We start from the raw sequence: 16650 nt of genomic DNA on the forward strand, positions 1-16650 counted from the left end.
GGCTAAGTTGGAAAAGGGCCGCTCCGTTTGATAGACGGAGGGCATGATGACGAAGAAGACACGACGGAAGATCGACGCGGCGTTGAAGGCAAAGATCGCGCTGGAAGCCGTGCGGGAGCAGGCGACGGTGGCCGATCTGGCCCAGCGCTATGAGGTTCACCCAAACCAGATCTATGCCTGGAAGAAGCAGCTGCTGGACCAGGCGGCCCGGGCTTTTGACGCGGGTGTCGGGCGCGAGAGCGAGGAAACGCGCGAACGCGAGATCGAGAAGCTGCACGCCAAGATTGGACAACTGACAGTCGAGCGCGATTTTTTAGCGCGGAGGTCCGGAAGATGAGCACGCCGGACCGTCGAGGAATGCTCGATCGCGCCGACCAGGCGCTGTCGATCCGCCGGCAATGCATGTTGCTTGGCATCGCCCGTTCTGGGGTCTACCGGCCGCCACGGCCGGCCAACGACAACGACCTTGCCCTGATGCAGCGGATCGACGAGCTGTTCACCGCCTGGCCATTCCTGGGCTCGCGGCGGATGACCGCGATGCTGAAGACTGAGGGGCTTCAGATCAATCGCAAGCGCGTGCAGCGGTTGATGCGCAAGATGGGCATCGCGGCGCTGGGACCGAAGCCGAACACGACAAAGCCGGCGCCGGGCCACAAGATCTATCCCTATCTGCTGCGCAACATGACGATCGACCGGCCGAACCAGGTATGGGCGGCCGACATCACGTATCTGCCCATCGGCCGCGGCTTTCTCTATCTCGTCGCCATCATCGACTGGGCGAGCCGTGCGGTTCTGGCGTGGCGGTTATCGAATACGATGGAGGTCTCGTTCTGCGTGACGGCTCTGGAAGAGGCGCTGGCGAAGTACGGCACGCCGGAGATTTTCAACACCGACCAGGGCAGCCAGTTCACCAGCGTGGCCTTCACCGGCGCGCTGGCGGCCGCAAAGATCAAGATCTCCATGGATGGCCGCGGTCGTTGGATGGACAACGTCTTCATCGAGCGGCTGTGGCGGTCTCTCAAGCATGAGGACATCTATCTCAAGGGCTATGCCGACGGCCGCGAGGCCAAGGCAGGGATCGCGAGCTGGATCGCCTTCTACAACGATCGTCGCCTTCATCAGTCCCTCGGCTATCGCACGCCGATGGCGGTCTGGCGCGAACGGATGCAGGCCGCGAAGGCTGTGGACATGGTGGACAACGCTGACGCGTTGACCACATGCCCACAGCAACAGCAGCAGACAGAATCTCTGGCTGCGTGATAGAAAGGGATCAGGAGCGATCAGTTTCCAACTAACAAGCCGGTTCAACCGGTCCCGCTTCGCGGGTCCATTTCAGAGGAAACTGACGGGACTGCCAGCCGTTGCCTATCCTGATCTGCCGTTTTGCGACTACCTGCGAGCGTCGGAGGAGACGAATGCGCCATTTCACACCTCAGCTAACCGTTTCGTGCACAAGTGGCTCGGCCGCGGGTGGTAACTCCGCGCTGCGGGAGTCCGCCAACCAAGTCAATGTGATCCAAGCTGTTGTATCGATTGCTGCCGCAGTCCAAAATAGAAAGTTATGAACGTATAAAGGTTGGCAGGCTCCATCACGATGATGGTCGGAGCTCCACCCGCGCGCATCCGAACATCGGCGGAAACGTGGTGCATTTCCCGTCCTTCAGTCGCACGACAGCGCGCCAGGCGCAATCTGACGACTGGTGGGCCAGCGCAGCGAGAAACTGGGCGGGCGACTCTATGTGCCTAAGGTTAAGGTCCGAGGAGCGCTGGTTATAGCTGGCCGCCAATTGATGGAAATTGTCAATGTCCAACGACAAGAGTTGGTCGTCGGGCTGTTTGTTGGCAGACAAATAGGAAGCGACCTGCTGACCGTATTCCATCAGGCCAGATGAAAGCTGCGCTTGCCTCGCACGCTGCAGCGTTTGGGAGAGCAATTCGAGCTTCTCGCCAATGCGTGGGGCCTCGTGGGCGCTCGATGTAGTCCCGTCGTCGGTGGGGCGAGATGACCCTGGCGACTGGCGTTGAATGGATCGAGATTGGCTTGGCCGTAAGGACCGGACGTGAGCGGCACATTCGGTCTCCTGAACGTATTGATCGTGCTGAGAGGTGTCATGACTTCCGCTCAGCCGAGAGATGCAGCCGCCCATTTCTATCCTCATCTAACCTGCGAGAAACAAACTATTCCGCACTGTTTGACGTAGCTCGGATGACATCCGTTCGAGATGTTGCATGATGCTCAAGGCAGTATCGGCACCGAGAGATCCAACATTGTCAAACTACGATGGTTAGCTTTCGAGAAGCTGACGGGGGCAGAAAGTAGCGGTTATTGCAGAAGTGACGCTCCCTCGATTGGAGTTCATGCTTACTGATCGGCGAAGTGCACCCGCCGATCAGACCCGAATCGGTGCAGATCGAGCACTACGACTGTGAGTACCGGCACAAGGGCACCGCGAGCGTGTTCGTGATCTTGGATGTGAAAACCTTTGGAACAGGGTGAAGGTCTCGTTCCACTACGGCCCAAGCGCGCCAGCTGGATCTCATCGTGGAGAATGAGATCAGCGTTTCTGGTCAGCAAATACCCTCGATCAACGCATTGTGGGCGGCGACGATCAGGGTGACACGCACTCATCGTGAGAGTTGCGCCATACCGGAGCGGACGGGGTCGGTCGCCCAATAGTCGTCTATCCAAAGACATTTAGACCGGATCGCTGCGGCCGGTCCGTGGAGGTCTAATGCTCCCTCTCGTGGCCAAAGCACACGAATCTCTCAAGTTCTGAAGATCGATTGTTTTGAAATCGAACGAGACGTCATTCGACTGTCGATTTAGACCGCAGTTGCCAAGCCCGGCTAAGTTAGGCCGCTAGAAATCTGGTGGCAGAGTCTTTAAGAAGAGTTTTCGCGATGGCTGCAGTGGTGTTACGAAGAATGAAGATACAGATATTCTCATTGCGGGAACGACCAGATTTGATCCCGTTGGTCTTTTCGAATGACTTGGAGGCGGTGTGGCCCGAGTTCATGCGACATGACGCGACGGCAAAGCTCTATTTTGGGCAATCTGTATTTTTCGATTACCTCGACTACGCCTTTGGGGCACTTCTCGATGGCGAGATCGTCGGGCGCGCCTTTGGTGTTCCATTTGCCTTCAACATCGAGGGCCGCACCGAATTGCCTGACGGCGGCTGGGACCAGGTTATCCGCTGGGCTCACGAAGACAGGCTTGTTGGGCGTAGGCCGACGACGATAAGCGCGCTCGAAATCACCCTTGTCACCAAGGCGAGGGGCATTGGCAATGCACTGGCGATGTTGGATGCCTTGAAGGCGTGCGCGAAGAAAATGGGCTTTGCAGAAATGTTTGTCCCTATCCGGCCCAGCCAAAAGCACCTCGACTCGCGGACGGCAATGCACGAGTATGTCACATTGCAACGTGCCGACGGTTTGCCAACGGACTCGTGGTTGCGAACTCACGTTTGCGTCGGAGGCAAAATACTGAAGATCGCTCCCTACTCCATGACCATCGTTGGGACCATCGCGGAGTGGACGCAATGGACGGGGGCAGCCTTCAATCGTTCAGGCCAGGCAGAGGTCGAGGGCGCATTGGTACCGGTACTTGTATCGGTTGAGCAGAATTATGGAGTTTACGTGGAGCCGAATGTGTGGGTCCAACATGCATTGTGATATCAGTTGCATCCAACAGGTAGCGGAGATGTGTTATTCGACCCTTTAGCCGATCTATTCACGAGAGCACGGTCGTTCTTGACGTCTGACGGGGGCTGGCGGCTGGCGTGGGTGAGCGTCCGGCCTTTTGTCACCGGGTTCTACATCAAGCTGTTTTGTACGCGTTGGAGGAGTGGGGCGGGTGAGCGGGCGCAGGCCCGGTCGGTTACGGGCCGAGCGGGAGCAGCGCGCCGGGCAAGCTGCGGAAGAGGTCGGCTTCGGGGGAGCTATGGCTGATTCTGGGTGACGCGGCCTGATCAGGCGGCGTGGCTTTCAGCGGTCGGAATGACCTCGATGCCGTCAGTAAACTTTACACCGGCGATGACCTTCGGCAACTGATTTGTTCCTTTCAGTCGGCGCCAGGTCTTCGATGCAGCGTCGATCAACTTGAACACCATCAGCTTGGCGGTTTTCGGCGAGAGCGATCCTTTCGTTCGCTCCGTGCGATGCCGCACCGTGGCGAACACGCTCTCGATCGGATTCGAGGTGCGCAGATGAACCCAATTGTGTTTCGGCGTGGGGTCTCAACCATGATCGGCGTGGGGGTCCCATCATTTCAATTCAATGAAATCAATGGCCTGACGGGGTCCCGACGACGCCGATGGGGGTCATTTTTCAATCAGCATTCACACTCTTGTTGCTCGTCGCACCGGTGGCCGCATGTGTTTCGGCATGGAATAAGGACCCCGTATTGCCTCAGGAAGGAATGTTACCCCGAATGAAGGTCTGCGAGTTTCCCAGACCGGTCTCGAAGCTGCGGCGAACTCGGTGGAGGGGCTGTGGACGGGGCGGAGTGATCATTACACGCAGCGCCGTCCACAGCCCGGCCCGTATTTCCTCCAGCGGCATGGATACGATGATCGTTTCCGCCACCTTCCGCCGGAAGGACCGTAGCCGGCGTTGAACGATCGAATGCTGCTTGTCGCTAAACGAAGGATCGATGGCGATGAGCCTGCGTACGATGGCCAGCGCAGTGAGCTGCGGTTCGACAGCGAGCCAATTCTCGATCGTCGAGAAATGGGGATCGAGCTTCGAGGGCATGCGAATGCGCTTTTTGTATCGTCGTTTCGGCCGACGATGTGTGGCGCGTACCTCGGTGGCCGTTACCACGGTGCCGAGCGATTGGGCAAAAATCAGCGGATCAGCCGGCGATACGCCGACCGTCGTCACAAGACCGCGCTTGCCGATGCGTTCGCCGAGCTCTTCCTGCGCCGCACGGATGTCGGCAAGCAGTTGCACGGGATCCAGAGTGCGGTATTCCGCGCGCAGACGGCGCTTGATCGCCGATGCGAGTTTCGGGTGTGCCAGCGCACGTTCGTACGGCGTAGCCGGCGGATGATAGCGTTTGATGACCTTCGCGCCCTCGCGGCGCTTCTCCTTGAGCTTGAATGACGGCTGGAAGAAGTTCACAAGCAGGCGCGCCGCCGCGTAGAGACGCGCCATGACGCGGGCCGTCTCGACCCCATCGAACCGCCCGTAGCCGACGAGCCGCCGCACCACCGCGCCGTTCCTCTGCTCCACGAAAGCCTGATCGTTCTTCTTGTAGGCGCGGGATCGCGTTACCTCGATCTGCTGTGCTCGGCACCATGGAACAACGACGTCGTTCATGAACGCGCTGTCGTTATCGAAGTCGGCACCCCGGATCACCCACGGGAACAGACTTTGTGCTCGCGTCATCGCTTCGACGACGAGGCTACCATCGCGGGTCACCAGGGGCAGACATTCCGTCCATCCCGTGGCGATATCCACCATGGTCAGCGTCTGGATGAACGAGCCGGCCACGCTGATTCCACCATGCGCGACCATGTCGATCTCACAAAAACCAGGCGGCGGGTTGGCCCAGTCGTTGAAGGTTCTGATCGGCACCTCGCGTCGAATCGCCGAGTAGAATCCAACCCGCCGCCGGCGCCCCCCGGCAGCCGCAACTTTGACGTCGATTAACATTCGATCGATCGTCGCCGCACTCATCGTTACCAGTAGCGCGCGCTCTTCGCTTGTCGGCCTCAGCCGACCATGCCGCTCGAGTGCAGGCAACAGCGCTGGGATCATCGATACGAGGCGTTTGCCGCAGACGCGATCCGAGGCTTCCCACAGCGCGACCAGCGCGTCGCGCACACTGGCGTATCTGCGCCGCCGACTTCTTGCTGGTTCGGTTGCGCCGGTGACTTCCTCTTTCGATGGCGGTCCGGTTCGATCCCTTGCAAGCGACAGTGCTCGCACCGCGTGCTTGCGATGCGCATTGCCTCACCCAGAATGTTACTGGACAACTTCTCGCCGATGATTGGGTCGGTGCCATCGAATTGGTTCGGTGGCGTGTATGGCGGGAAAGATCAGCATGGGCGCGCGGCGCGAGGTGGTGTCTGCGGTAATGGAGCGTTACCGGTCGGCCAAACGAGCGGAGAAGGGACGGATCCTCGACGAGCTGTGCGCGACGTCGGGCTGGCATCGCAAGCATGCGGTGCGCGCGCTCCGGCGACGCGAAACGGATGGACCGGGCGAGGTCGCGACAATAAGAACGCGAAGACGCAGATATGGCGCGACTATAAAGGATGCGCTGGCGGCGCTGTGGGAGGCGTCGGATAGGGTGTGCGGCAAGCGGCTCAAGATCATGATTCCGACCGTGCTGCCTGCCCTTGAGCAACATGGCCGGTTGCAGCTTGGCCCATCGGACCGTGATCGTGTTCTGGCTGTCAGTGCCGCCACCATTGATCGCCTGCTCGTCGATGTGAAGATCGCGGCGAGCGGCGGCAGGCGGCGCCGTGCCGGATTCTATTCGGCGGTACGGCGTGAAGTGCCGATCCGGACGTTCAACGACTGGCACGACCCGCCACCGGATTCATAAACGCGCTGTCGTTGTCGAAGTCGGCGCCGCGAATGAGCCAGGGAAACAGATTCTGTGCGCGCTCCATAGCCCGCACGACGAGGCCGCTCTCGCGCGTCACCAGCGGCAGGCATTCGGTCCAACCAGTCGCGACGTCGACCATCGTCAACGTCTGAATGAACGAGCCAGCTACAGAGGTGCCGCCATGAGCCACCATATCGACAGGCCTGCATCAGCGAGGCGGACGGCAAGCACTGCATCGCGGTGCGCGCCCGCATTCGCCAGCGCGTGAGCGGCGAGTGTAGCCGCTGGAAGCTATTGCGGCGGCTGCTGTTGAACCTGCCGCAATACAAAGCCAGTAATGCTCGAACCGATAGCTACCCAGCTCGAAACCGCCATTGCAAGGACGAGCCTGGCGAGATCATCATTGAACCTCGCTGTCACAAACCAAGCGGCGCAGAAAGCAAGGCTCGCGAGGAGCGCGCTCGGCTGGCATAAGTCTCGGATTGGATGTTGCACTGCGTGTCTCCTTAGGGTGGTTGTTGGGGCGCAATGCGAACACGACGCTGAAGTTCCAAGGAGGCGGCTTGCGTGCGGCGGATAGTTAAAAGTTGCTGAACCGTAGGCAGACATCGCCCAACGACAGCTTGACCGCCCAGGACGTCGCAAGGTCGTCAGTGTTGAACTCGTCGACGATGACCCATGCCGGCGTGTAAAGCTTGGCTCGCCGCGCCTCCGTTTCGGGAATCTGGATTGAGCGTGCATCGGCTCGCGGGGGTTGGCTGGTGATCGGAAACAGTAGCGGCTTCGGTTTTCCGTCGTTCCCTGCCAAGATCAGCATGACGCAGGTGGGCCGCGCCTTCCGGCCGCTTGCCTCGCCCCGGTCGTGCTCGCGGGCCCACAGATAAGAATAGAGGATGACATCCCCGTGCCGGGGATCAATCATCCTTGCCCGCGTCCTTCGCTATCGCATCGAGGCCGGTAAGGATTTCGTCGCGCTCGGCGCCGGAGAGATCCTCGACACGATGCGCTCTCTGCGCGGTGCTGGCGGCCAGCCTGTCGAACTGTTCGGCCGTCAGCAGCACGAATTTCCGTTTGCATCATATTTCGGACATGCTTGGTCAACCCATCACGGATTTCGCCGACAGAGGTTTGGACACCCGGCGATTTCGCCGACCTCGGCAGCCGCGCGGCCGTTGACAAGACGCTGCAGCGCCTGGTCGCGGCTGGCGAGCTGCGTCGTATCGACCGTGGACTCTATGACGGGCCGCGAAAGAGCAATCTCACAGGCAAGCGGATGGTCCCCGACTATCGCTCACGGGCTGCGCCGCTGGTACGAGCGCCGGGGCGAGCTGCGCCAGGAAGGCCAGCGCATTTCGCGGCACTTCTACGACCTGTATTGCCTTTTCGCCTCCGAAGTCGGCCGGTCGGCGGTCGAAGACGCCGCGTTGGGGGCCGACTGCGTCCGTCACGCCCTCATGTTCTTCAACCGGCCCGATTACGATCTCGCCTCGGCCGTGACCGGATCGTTCGCGCTCGTGCCGACCGCCGCCATGATCGACCCGCTCGCGCGTGACTATGCAAACACAACGCCAATGAGTCGATGGAAGAGATCGAGCGCGCGGCGAACAGGGTGCGATGATAGGATTGAGTCATGGATGAGGTTCCGGAGAATATTCCTGCACGACTGCCCGATCCCGCCACGATCGGAGGCGGTCCTCGCGCGTCTTCCGGCCGGAGCTGACGAATCGTAAGCGTAGCTCTGCGACCCTTTTGATTGGCGCTTGACGCCTATTTTGATCGCGGCTTGCGCGGGCGTGGCTTCGAAAGAGCGGACAATGCGTTGACGGCGGCCTCGATCGCCTTCCGGTCGATGACGTTGGGATCGAACTGTTCGGGTCCCCAGAGGCGCATATTTTCATGTTCTGGATGAGTAGGGTCGCCGATGGCTTCGAGGTAGTCGGCATACCCGGGCGCACCTCCAACATCCTCTGGAGGGCAGCGGCCGGCAGCATCGAGCAAGAGTGGCAGACCGTCCGTCGGCGTGTTGTCGAACCATTTTTCGAGCTTGATCACATGGTCCCAGCTGTCGCCAAAGTCATAGAGATAATGGGTCGTCTTCGCGCCGGTCTCGCGAACGATATCGCAGAGCCGCGCCTTGCGAGCATCGATGGGCTGGGGACCAAAATCACCATCGGGATCGGGGATGCCCCAATGTCCTTCGCCAGCGAGGAACCCGAAGAGGTGGCTGTCTGTCCAGCCAAACGCCGCCTGAAGCGTCAGATGCAGCCGATCAAGGCGTAGCGTGAGCGGCACGACAAGGCATCGCATCACCTCCGGTTTCACGTCCTTGAGGGTCACCTTGATCCGGACGGCGGTCTCGTTGGGGCTCATGCCGCCAGCCTCGGATTGTGTGCATGCATCGTGGAGGTCGACGCCCATGGAAGCAGTTCGTCCAGTCGCGCCGCAGGCCAGCCGTTGACGAGCTTTGCGAGGGCGTCGGAGAGCCAGTGCTCGGCGCTGACGCTATTGAGCTTACAGGTCTCGATTAACGAAGCTAGTACTGCCCAACTCTCGGCGCCCTCGTCGCAACCGGCAAAAAGGGAGTTCTTGGCGTTGAGCTTGATCGGCCGCATCGCACGCTCGACCGCATTCGTGTCCATCTCGATGCGCCCGTCATCAAGGTAAAGTGTCAGGCCGTCCCAATGACGCAGCGCATAACGCAAAGCCTTCGCCGTGTCGCTCTTCTGCGCAAGGTGATCAAGCGTTGCCTCAAACCACTGCTTCAAGGCTGCAGCCAGAGGCCGGGCATGCGCTTGTCGGCCCGCGCGGCGCTCGTCAGCAGATCGGCCGCGGAGGGCTTTCTCGACCGCGTAGAGTTGGGCGATGCGCTCGAGGGCCTCACGGGCAACCGGAGCCGGTGCCGGCGAAGCCTCGCGTTCGATCTTCACAAACTGGCGCCGTAGATGCGACCAGCAGAAGGCGAGCGGACCGGACAGGGCGTCCGCACGCGTCGTCCGGGTCATGGTCTTGTAGGCCTCATAGCCATCGCAATGGATGATGCCGCGGTAGCCCTCAAGCAGCCTCAAGCCATGGATGGCCCCACGGCCCGGTGCATAGGCGTAGACCACCCCAGGCGGATCAGGCCCGGCCCACGGCCGGTCGTCACGCGAGAGCGCCCAGAAGTAGCCGGTTTTGGTCCTGCCGCGCCCCGGATCCAGCACCGGCGCCGGGGTCTCATCGACACAGAGTTTCGGGGAGGCGATCAGCAGCTCGCGCAGACGATGCCACAAGGGCTTCAATTCCTGGGCGGCATAGCCGACCCAGAAGGCGAGCGTGGAACGGTCGATGGCGATACCGTGCGTCGCCAACATCTGCGCCTGACGGTAGAGCGGCAAATGCCAATGATACTTGGCGTCGATCACATGCGCGACGAGCCGCTCGGTCGGCAATCCCCCCTTGATCAATCGTTCCGGCGCGGCGTGCTGAAGGACGACGCCATGACAGGCGCGGCACGCCAGTTTGGGACGGCGGGTCACGATCACCCGGTACTGCACCGGAACGACGTCCAGCCTCTGGCTCTCATCGTTGCCGATCTCAACGAGATCGCCTTTGCAGGACGGGCAGCAGGTTGCAGCCGGCATCAGCGTTTCGACGATGCGTGGCAAATGCTCCGGCAGCTGACCACGATTGGCCCTGCGCTCGGCAGCTCTCTTCTCGCATGTTTTCTCGCATGTTTTGGGATAGGCGCGGTCCTCGGCTGCTTCGAGAGCCGCGACGGCCTGATCGATATCCTCCAAAACAAGCTGGAGCTGATCAGCGTCCAGCTTTTCCGACGATCGACCGAACTGCGCATCTTTTGCAAGCTTGAGCAACCGCTCGAGCCTAGCACAGCGATCCAGCAGAGCCGCGGCAAAGGCACGCAACTCGGCTGGATCGCTCGGCAGCTCATCAGGCAAATCACTCATTGGCCCGAGTCTGCCATGCTTCGCGCCGCGATGCAGCGAAGATTTTATGTCCTACGCAAGTGCTTTCGGTTGCGGGATTCGAGGCGCGTGCATGCGTGTCCAATCCATGCCGGCCAGCGATTACGCATGTTGATGCCCCTCCTGGTGAGGCGGACAGATTCTGAGATCTACGCGACTGAGAGTGTGGTTTCGCAGGTTTTGGATTGCCTTGAGCACTGACGGCTTGTCGGGGAAGAGGTAGGCTCCTGTTGAATGACGATCGATCAGAAGACGCTTGTGCCTGATCTGCACATAGAGCCAGTTGACGGGAATCTTCAGCTTGGCAGCTAATTCCGGCGGGCTAAGCAAGTTGGATGCGTGGGACCACCTATTGCGCTGCACGGCGACCCTGATTCCGGCGGCAAGCCGAGTCCGCTGCACCGTGATTGGCAGAACCCTGTCGGCACAGTTTGGCGAGCGATGCCCCTCGCTGGTTAGGACGGCGGCGATCTCATCGTCGGGCATACCGTCACGGGCCAGATCGAGCAGACGATTGCGCATTTCCATCCCCCGCGTGAGCATAGCGAAGGAGTTGACCTTCATCTTCACTTCGAGATTGCTTACTGCGCCGCCGCGCCAGACGATCCTGACCCGAGCGATGTCACGTTCACCGCGATCAAGAACGACCTTCTCAACGAGGCAGCGCAGCAGAGCTTTGCGCTGCGCGTCGGTCGTCGATGCGTCCGTCCATATCTGCGGCAGACGGCCGGCGAGACTAACAACCTTGCTGTGGAGGACCTTGCCTATCACCATTGAAGCGACGGGCTGGGGAGGAGCTTGTCGGGTGAGTTCTTCCTCGGCCGCCCGGACTTCGTTCAAGGCTGCCTCCCATCGACGCTCAAGTTCACTGGCAACAAGCCTATTGTCGGGATCGACCCGATTGAACTGACGCTCGGCCAGTGCCGCAGCATAACGCTTCCGTTCGAGTTGGCGTTCGGCGCTGGCGCGCAGCGCCGCATCCGTCTGATGCTGGGCACGCCTGGCCTTCGAGAGTGCGTCAAGTTCGGCCGGTGCGAGCGCCGTCAAAAACGCATCAGCCACAGCCGCGTCGATGCGCGCGGCACGGATGTGCTGGCATGCCGGCAAGCCCTTGTGGGTGTGCAGGTGATTGCAGACGTATTCACCGCCACTCTTGTAGCGCACGTACAGTTTGTGGCCACAGCGTGCACACCAGGCAATGCCATGTAGCAGAAGATCACCGTCGCGAGGAGCTCCTCTTGTTTTGATACGCATGTATTCGGCTCGGTTGTCTCTGATGATAAAGCGGATCTTTTCATACGTCAGCCAGTCGATATAGGCGGGATATCGATTCTTAACGACAATCCGCCAGTCCTCCATCGGTCGGGCGATTTTGATTGATGAACGACCTTCACGTCTCCCAGCGCGGGTGCGGGTTCGTCCGTAAACAAAGGCGCCAGCATAGGCGGGATTCCTCAGGATCGTCGATACCGCCGCCAGTGTTGCTTGTGCCCAACGTAGATCGCCATGTCGGTCGCGGCGTGGTAGGTCGAGTTTGCGATCGTTCAATACACGCATGACCTTGGCCACGGTACGGAAGCTCAGGAACATCTGGAACACGAGCCCAAGCCGCTCCTGGACCGCGATGTCGGGATCCTTAACGACCACACCGCTCGGATCACGTATGAAGCCGATCGGCAAGGTGAGCGCGAGCTCGCCGCGCTCGGCCTTTGCAAGAAGTCCGGCCGTCAGGCGGCTACGGATCGTGTGTAGTTCGAGCTCCGATATCGTCCCTTTCAACCCAAGCAGCAGGCGACCATTCGCACTGCCGGGATCATAGACACCGTCTCGATCCGCAATGAGACAACCCTGCAGCCCGCAGATGTCCAGGAGTGGATACCAGTCGGAACAGTTGCGCGCCAGGCGCGTCACGTCGATCGACAGGATCAAACCTACTTCATTGAGCCCGACACGACCAACAAGCTCCTTGAAGCCACTCCGCTTAGCCGCAGACGCGCCGCTCAGACCGAGATCAGCGTCAATCACCTCGATATCAGCCTTATGCCATCCAAGTTCGTGAGCGCGTTGCTGAAGCGCGTATTGTAGTCGCAGGCTTTCCTGATTGCTCACCATCTGGTGGGGCGTCGACTGTCGAATGTAAACGACCGCTTTGCGCGCCAGGTGCATCGGTTTGACCAGTTCGGACTTCATGAAAGACCTCCGCCAGAACCGCGGCGACATCGTCGATGATCTGACGCCGCAAGGCCGGCGTTAGCAGCATCCAGAGATCCTTTGGGTCTACACTCATGCTCGTTGAGACATTCAGCCACTGAAACCAGATCCTGCAGCGACTCGATGCTCAGTTTGGTCTGATTCTTCGCTAAATCACACTGTTCTGTCGCCGCAATCGAGATGAATAAACTCGACCCTCTCCGGTGCTCGACTTCATAGGATGGCGGTAGGTTGCCGCCCACATGGGTCGAACGGCGGATCACACGGAATGTGCGCCCATACAGAGGATGTCGCGGATCCAGAACCTGGATCACCTCAGCCGATGATTCATCAGACTCACCAGCAGGGATATCCCCATATGCATTCGAGAAGCGCCGACAGCTGCGCGGCGTTCATCCGCATGACGCCGTCAACAACGGGCGGCCACTTGAAGGCGCTGCTCTCAAGCCGCTTCCAATACAGCACAAGGCCACTGCCATCCCAGACGACGATCTTCACCCGATCAGCGCGCTTCGCACGGAAGACCACCGCCACGCCCTTCATCGGATCGTGGCCCAGCGTCTCCTTCGCCAACAACGCCAAGCCATCCGCGCCCTTCCGGAAGTCTACAGGTCGGGTCGCAACGTAAATCATGAAGCCAGCGGGAGCCGTCAGCATGAACGTGTCCGGCGTAAGGCCACAAACACATCACTCAGCACGGCAAGCCCAGGCGTTCCGCGCACCTCCACCCGTGCCCCCAGGAACTCAACCGTAACAGCCGCAGCTTCCGGTGATCCGGCGGGCGCGGCAGTCGCCGGCAGTGACGTTTCCGAAACCAAAGGCACGAATGATACTGTATCCGTCGAGGCGGGCAGCACCAGTTGACCTGAACGCGCCCGGCGCCGCCAGTCATGCACCTGCTGGGGCCGGCAGCCATGGCGGCGGGCGATATCTGTTACAACTGCGCCTGGCTCGAGGCTGTCCGCGACAATCTGGGCCTTCAAATCATCCGGCCACTGCTTCCGGCCTGCGCCAGCATACACTTCGATACGCGGCGACGGTCGTCTTATGTCGTCCGAATGGTCGTCCATTGTGAGCACCCTTGCAGAAGATGACTCTTCTACTCTTCTAACGGTGCTCACAGGTCTACGCACAAACAATCTGATGGGCCTCGGAGCCCCGCTTACGACGAATCGGCGCTGGCCGCCGCGCTGACGGAGGCGTTTCCGGGATTTTCCTTTTCGGCGGTCAGCATCGACGACCGGTATTGGCGCGATACGCGCTCGGTGATCGGCGCCGACGGGACACGGATCGCAGAATACCGGCCGTGGATGGAAGCCGAGCTCGCCAAGGACAACGACGACATTGGCGCCCTCTGGACACGATTGCGCGAGAGCAATCTTCAGATCTCGGAGTGGCACGGTAACAGCGTGTACGCCTTCGCGCCGACTGGACCGGGCGCCGCGGACTATGTGCAAATCCGTCTCGGCCGGGAAGTCGAATGGCGCGCCGGGCCAATCGTCAATCCCACATACCGCCCTTGGGGCAAGGACAAATTGCTTGACCCGTCATGGATCGCGCACGACGCTATCTCCGATAACAATGTCATCGAAGGTCCGGTCTTTCGGATGCTTGGCCGCGCCGGAAGCGGCGTCGTCCATGTCCGGAGCTTCCTGACTCGGTGCGCGCGCCTCGAGCGCGAAAAGCGCGAGGCGCAGCGGCCGGAGATGGAACGCCGGGTGGTGCGGGAAGTGACGCGAGAGGGCACGACCGAGACGCCGTTCCTGGAATTGGTGCCGGACTGGTTCGAGTACGTGCCACGGGAGAATCGCTTTTTCCAGGATTGGGACGAATCGAGCGCTTCTGCCGAACGCATGTACGCGCACTGGGCGCTCGACATTTACGACTATGATGACAAAGGCACGCGCGAGATCGGATTCGTGCCGCGTCCGCTGCATCTGCCGGGAGAGAGGCTCATCGCTAGCCCGATCTATTCACGAGAGCACGGTCGTTCTTGACGTCTGACGAGGGCTGGCGGCTGGCGTGGGTGACCGTCCGGCCTTTTGTCACCGGGTTCTACATCAAGCTGTTTTGTACGCGTTGGAGGAGTGGGGCGGGTGAGCGGGCGCAGGCCCGGTCGGTTACGGGCCTAGCGGGAGCAGCGCGCCGGGCAAGCTGCGGAAGAGGTCGGCTTCGGGGCATGCCGCGGCGAACGCAAGGCGAATGCGGCTCGCGGTTTCGACGACCCGGGCTGCGATTTTCAAGAGACGAAGACGCAGCGTCGCGAACTCGGCAGTGGCCAATTCCCGGACTTTGGGAATGGCGCCGCGCACGGTAAGCATCAACCAATAAGCGGCGGTGTGGAGAACGAGACGGACCTGGTTGGCGAGCGCCGAACGGCAACTGGTGCGGTCGGAGGCGAGCTGCGTCTTATGCAGCTTGATCAGATTTTCGGCTTGGCCGCGCGCGCAATACAGGCTGTCGTAGATCCACTCGGCCGAGCCGACATCGAGGCTGGTGACGACGAAGCGGATGTCGAGGCCGAGCATCGTCGCCTCAATACGGGCGACAGTGCGCCGTTCGTGATCCCAGGACTTTGCCTTGTGGCGCGTCTCGGTATAGCCGCGCAGAACAGGCAGGTTCTCGATGGCGCGTCGCGTGCGAATGTCGTCGGCGACCTCGTCGACTTTTCTGGCGAGAGGCTTGGTACCGGACAGACCGAAGATGTAGTCGATGCCGTTGTTCTCGCACCACGTCATGGCCTCCGGCCGAGCATAGTGCCCGTCGCCACGGAACGTAATTCGCGTCTTGTGCCACCGCGTCCGGATATGCCGTATCAGGCGGCGCAGATGGGCACGCACCTCGACGCCGCCCGGCGTCTTGCCGGGCCGCAGCACGACCGCCACGGGCCGGCTCTTCTCCGTGTCGTAGACGTGGATCGGCAGGAAGCAGCGTTCGTCATAATGAGCGTTGAACAGCGAGAGCTGCTGATGGCCGTGGACGACATCGCAGGTATCATCGATGTCGAGCGTGACGGATGCCGGCTCGCGCGGGTAGCTATCCATCCATGCGTCGACCAAAGTGTAGGTCAGTCGGATCACGTCGCGCAGGCGCGGAGCATTCTCCAGGCGCGACAGCGTCGGTTGGGAACACAGATCGCGACCGCTGTCCGGCAGCCGTCCGCAGGCCAGCTTGAATGCGGGATCGGACCGCAGATGATCGAGGTCGTCGGCGTCCTCGTAGCCGCAGCAGATCGCGAACATGCGCGCGCGGAACATATCGACAAGGCTGTGCACGACCCGCGTCGGATCGCGCCGATCCGGGAACACCCGGGCCAAATTGTCGGCCAAACCGAGACGCCGCTCGGCCATCGCCAGAAGCATCACGCCCCCATTCGAGGTTAGGCGTCCACCATCGAAGGCAGCTGTGACTTTCTTGGCGTGAACGGCTGGAAACGAGAAGGGCAAAATCGTATCATCGGTCATGGCGGGCGTGGCGTTCGCGGTTGAGGTGATGGGATTGGCTTCGCAACCGAATCCTACGCCGCATCAGCGCTTTACACCACGCTCGCCAGCCTCTCAGGCGCCCTCTCGCGAATAAGACGGGTTATTAGGCTAGTTGCAGGGCGTACTTTCCGCGCTCGAGCGATTCCAGGATACCGTTGGCGCAGTCTGTTACAAGGCTACCGGCTCGGCCACTTCGCGATGCAGAGACGATATTGCACCTGATTATCCCCCAGAGATCATGTGCGGTGACTCCGGCTTATCATTCCCCCTCATTTTTGGCGGGTGGACTTTTCTGTTTCAATCGCCTTCGTTGTACATTCACAGGACTAGGGACCGCAGACGGAGCGGGGAATGCTATCCGCCCGAGAGCAGACGCAGTGTGCTCACTCGATGCTTGGCGTTCATGACCCGAGGTGGTCACGTGGCTGCGCGG

General features: G+C 60.7%; 13 protein-coding genes and 4 pseudogenes. 6 read left to right on the forward strand and 11 right to left on the reverse strand.

Annotated features, from left to right (window positions below):
* Positions 1–46 precede the first annotated feature (46 nt).
* Positions 47–1260, forward strand: a protein-coding gene (locus NLN62_RS48575; protein ID WP_254107226.1) for an IS3 family transposase whose coding sequence is annotated in 2 segments (ribosomal slippage) — positions 47–323 and positions 323–1260 — 1215 coding nt in all. Because the reading frame shifts where the segments join, the coding sequence is not laid out codon by codon here.
* A 1755-nt stretch (positions 1261–3015) separates the two neighbouring features.
* Positions 3016–3675, forward strand: a complete 660-nt coding sequence (locus NLN62_RS48585; RefSeq protein ID WP_254106754.1) for a hypothetical protein — start codon at positions 3016–3018, stop codon at positions 3673–3675.
* A gap of 296 nt (positions 3676–3971) precedes the next feature.
* On the opposite strand, the pseudogene NLN62_RS48590 reads toward NLN62_RS48585, so the two are convergent.
* Positions 3972–4229: pseudogene (locus NLN62_RS48590) on the reverse strand (IS256 family transposase); the annotation flags it as partial.
* A 181-nt stretch (positions 4230–4410) separates the two neighbouring features.
* Positions 4411–5829 carry a DDE-type integrase/transposase/recombinase gene (locus NLN62_RS48595; RefSeq protein ID WP_254113948.1) on the reverse strand — a complete coding sequence of 473 codons (1419 nt, stop codon included), beginning with the start codon at positions 5827–5829 and terminating at the stop codon, positions 4411–4413.
* A gap of 202 nt (positions 5830–6031) precedes the next feature.
* On the opposite strand from NLN62_RS48595, the gene NLN62_RS48600 reads away from it, so the two are divergent.
* Positions 6032–6556 carry a hypothetical protein gene (locus NLN62_RS48600; RefSeq protein WP_254113949.1) on the forward strand — a complete coding sequence of 175 codons (525 nt, stop codon included), beginning with the start codon at positions 6032–6034 and terminating at the stop codon, positions 6554–6556.
* On the opposite strand, the gene NLN62_RS48605 is transcribed toward NLN62_RS48600, so the two are convergent.
* From NLN62_RS48605 to NLN62_RS48615, 3 genes are all read right to left on the reverse strand, one after another.
* Complete coding sequence (locus NLN62_RS48605; protein ID WP_254113950.1) at positions 6522–6698, reverse strand: hypothetical protein; 177 nt, start codon at positions 6696–6698, stop codon at positions 6522–6524. The two genes, NLN62_RS48600 and NLN62_RS48605, sit on opposite strands and share 35 nt — an antisense overlap.
* Before the next feature lie 441 nt (positions 6699–7139).
* Complete coding sequence (locus tag NLN62_RS48610) at positions 7140–7481, reverse strand: hypothetical protein (RefSeq protein ID WP_254113951.1); 342 nt, start codon at positions 7479–7481, stop codon at positions 7140–7142.
* Positions 7474–7620, reverse strand: coding sequence for a hypothetical protein (locus tag NLN62_RS48615; RefSeq protein ID WP_254113952.1), 147 nt, complete (start codon positions 7618–7620; stop codon positions 7474–7476). The genes NLN62_RS48610 and NLN62_RS48615 overlap by 8 nt, the downstream gene beginning before the upstream one ends.
* 2 nt (positions 7621–7622) lie before the next feature.
* Here NLN62_RS48615 and NLN62_RS48620 point away from each other — a divergent pair.
* Positions 7623–7892, forward strand: a pseudogene (locus NLN62_RS48620) (hypothetical protein); the annotation flags it as partial.
* A pseudogene (locus NLN62_RS48625) lies at positions 7846–8115 on the forward strand (nucleotidyl transferase AbiEii/AbiGii toxin family protein); the annotation flags it as partial. The pseudogenes NLN62_RS48620 and NLN62_RS48625, both read left to right, overlap by 47 nt.
* Positions 8116–8326: 211 nt before the next feature.
* On the opposite strand, the gene NLN62_RS48630 reads toward NLN62_RS48625, so the two are convergent.
* The 5 genes from NLN62_RS48630 to NLN62_RS48650 form a co-directional block, all read right to left on the reverse strand.
* Entirely contained in the window at positions 8327–8929 is a 603-nt protein-coding gene (locus NLN62_RS48630) for a plasmid pRiA4b ORF-3 family protein (RefSeq protein ID WP_254113953.1), read from the reverse strand.
* Positions 8926–10503 (reverse strand): IS66 family transposase, encoded by a 1578-nt coding sequence (locus NLN62_RS48635; protein ID WP_254113954.1) that lies wholly within the window; start codon positions 10501–10503, stop codon positions 8926–8928. Before NLN62_RS48635 ends, NLN62_RS48630 begins: the two co-directional genes overlap by 4 nt.
* Before the next feature lie 120 nt (positions 10504–10623).
* A complete protein-coding gene (locus tag NLN62_RS48640) occupies positions 10624–12711 on the reverse strand; it encodes a recombinase family protein (RefSeq protein WP_254108388.1) in 2088 nt (695 codons plus the stop codon).
* A 357-nt stretch (positions 12712–13068) separates the two neighbouring features.
* Positions 13069–13389, reverse strand: a complete 321-nt coding sequence (gene tnpB, locus NLN62_RS48645; RefSeq protein ID WP_254113955.1) for an IS66 family insertion sequence element accessory protein TnpB — start codon at positions 13387–13389, stop codon at positions 13069–13071.
* Entirely contained in the window at positions 13383–13802 is a 420-nt protein-coding gene (locus tag NLN62_RS48650) for a transposase (RefSeq protein ID WP_254113956.1), read from the reverse strand. Before NLN62_RS48650 ends, tnpB begins: the two co-directional genes overlap by 7 nt.
* 96 nt (positions 13803–13898) lie before the next feature.
* On the opposite strand from NLN62_RS48650, the pseudogene NLN62_RS48655 reads away from it, so the two are divergent.
* Positions 13899–14693 (forward strand): annotated as a pseudogene (locus tag NLN62_RS48655) (hypothetical protein); the annotation flags it as partial.
* A 159-nt stretch (positions 14694–14852) separates the two neighbouring features.
* Here the strand turns inward: NLN62_RS48655 and NLN62_RS48660 are convergent.
* Positions 14853–16196, reverse strand: coding sequence for an IS1380 family transposase (locus NLN62_RS48660; RefSeq protein ID WP_254113927.1), 1344 nt, complete (start codon positions 16194–16196; stop codon positions 14853–14855).
* Positions 16197–16650: the final 454 nt, after the last annotated feature.

The organism is Bradyrhizobium sp. CCGUVB23 (assembly GCF_024199885.1).
Lineage (GTDB): Bacteria > Pseudomonadota > Alphaproteobacteria > Rhizobiales > Xanthobacteraceae > Bradyrhizobium.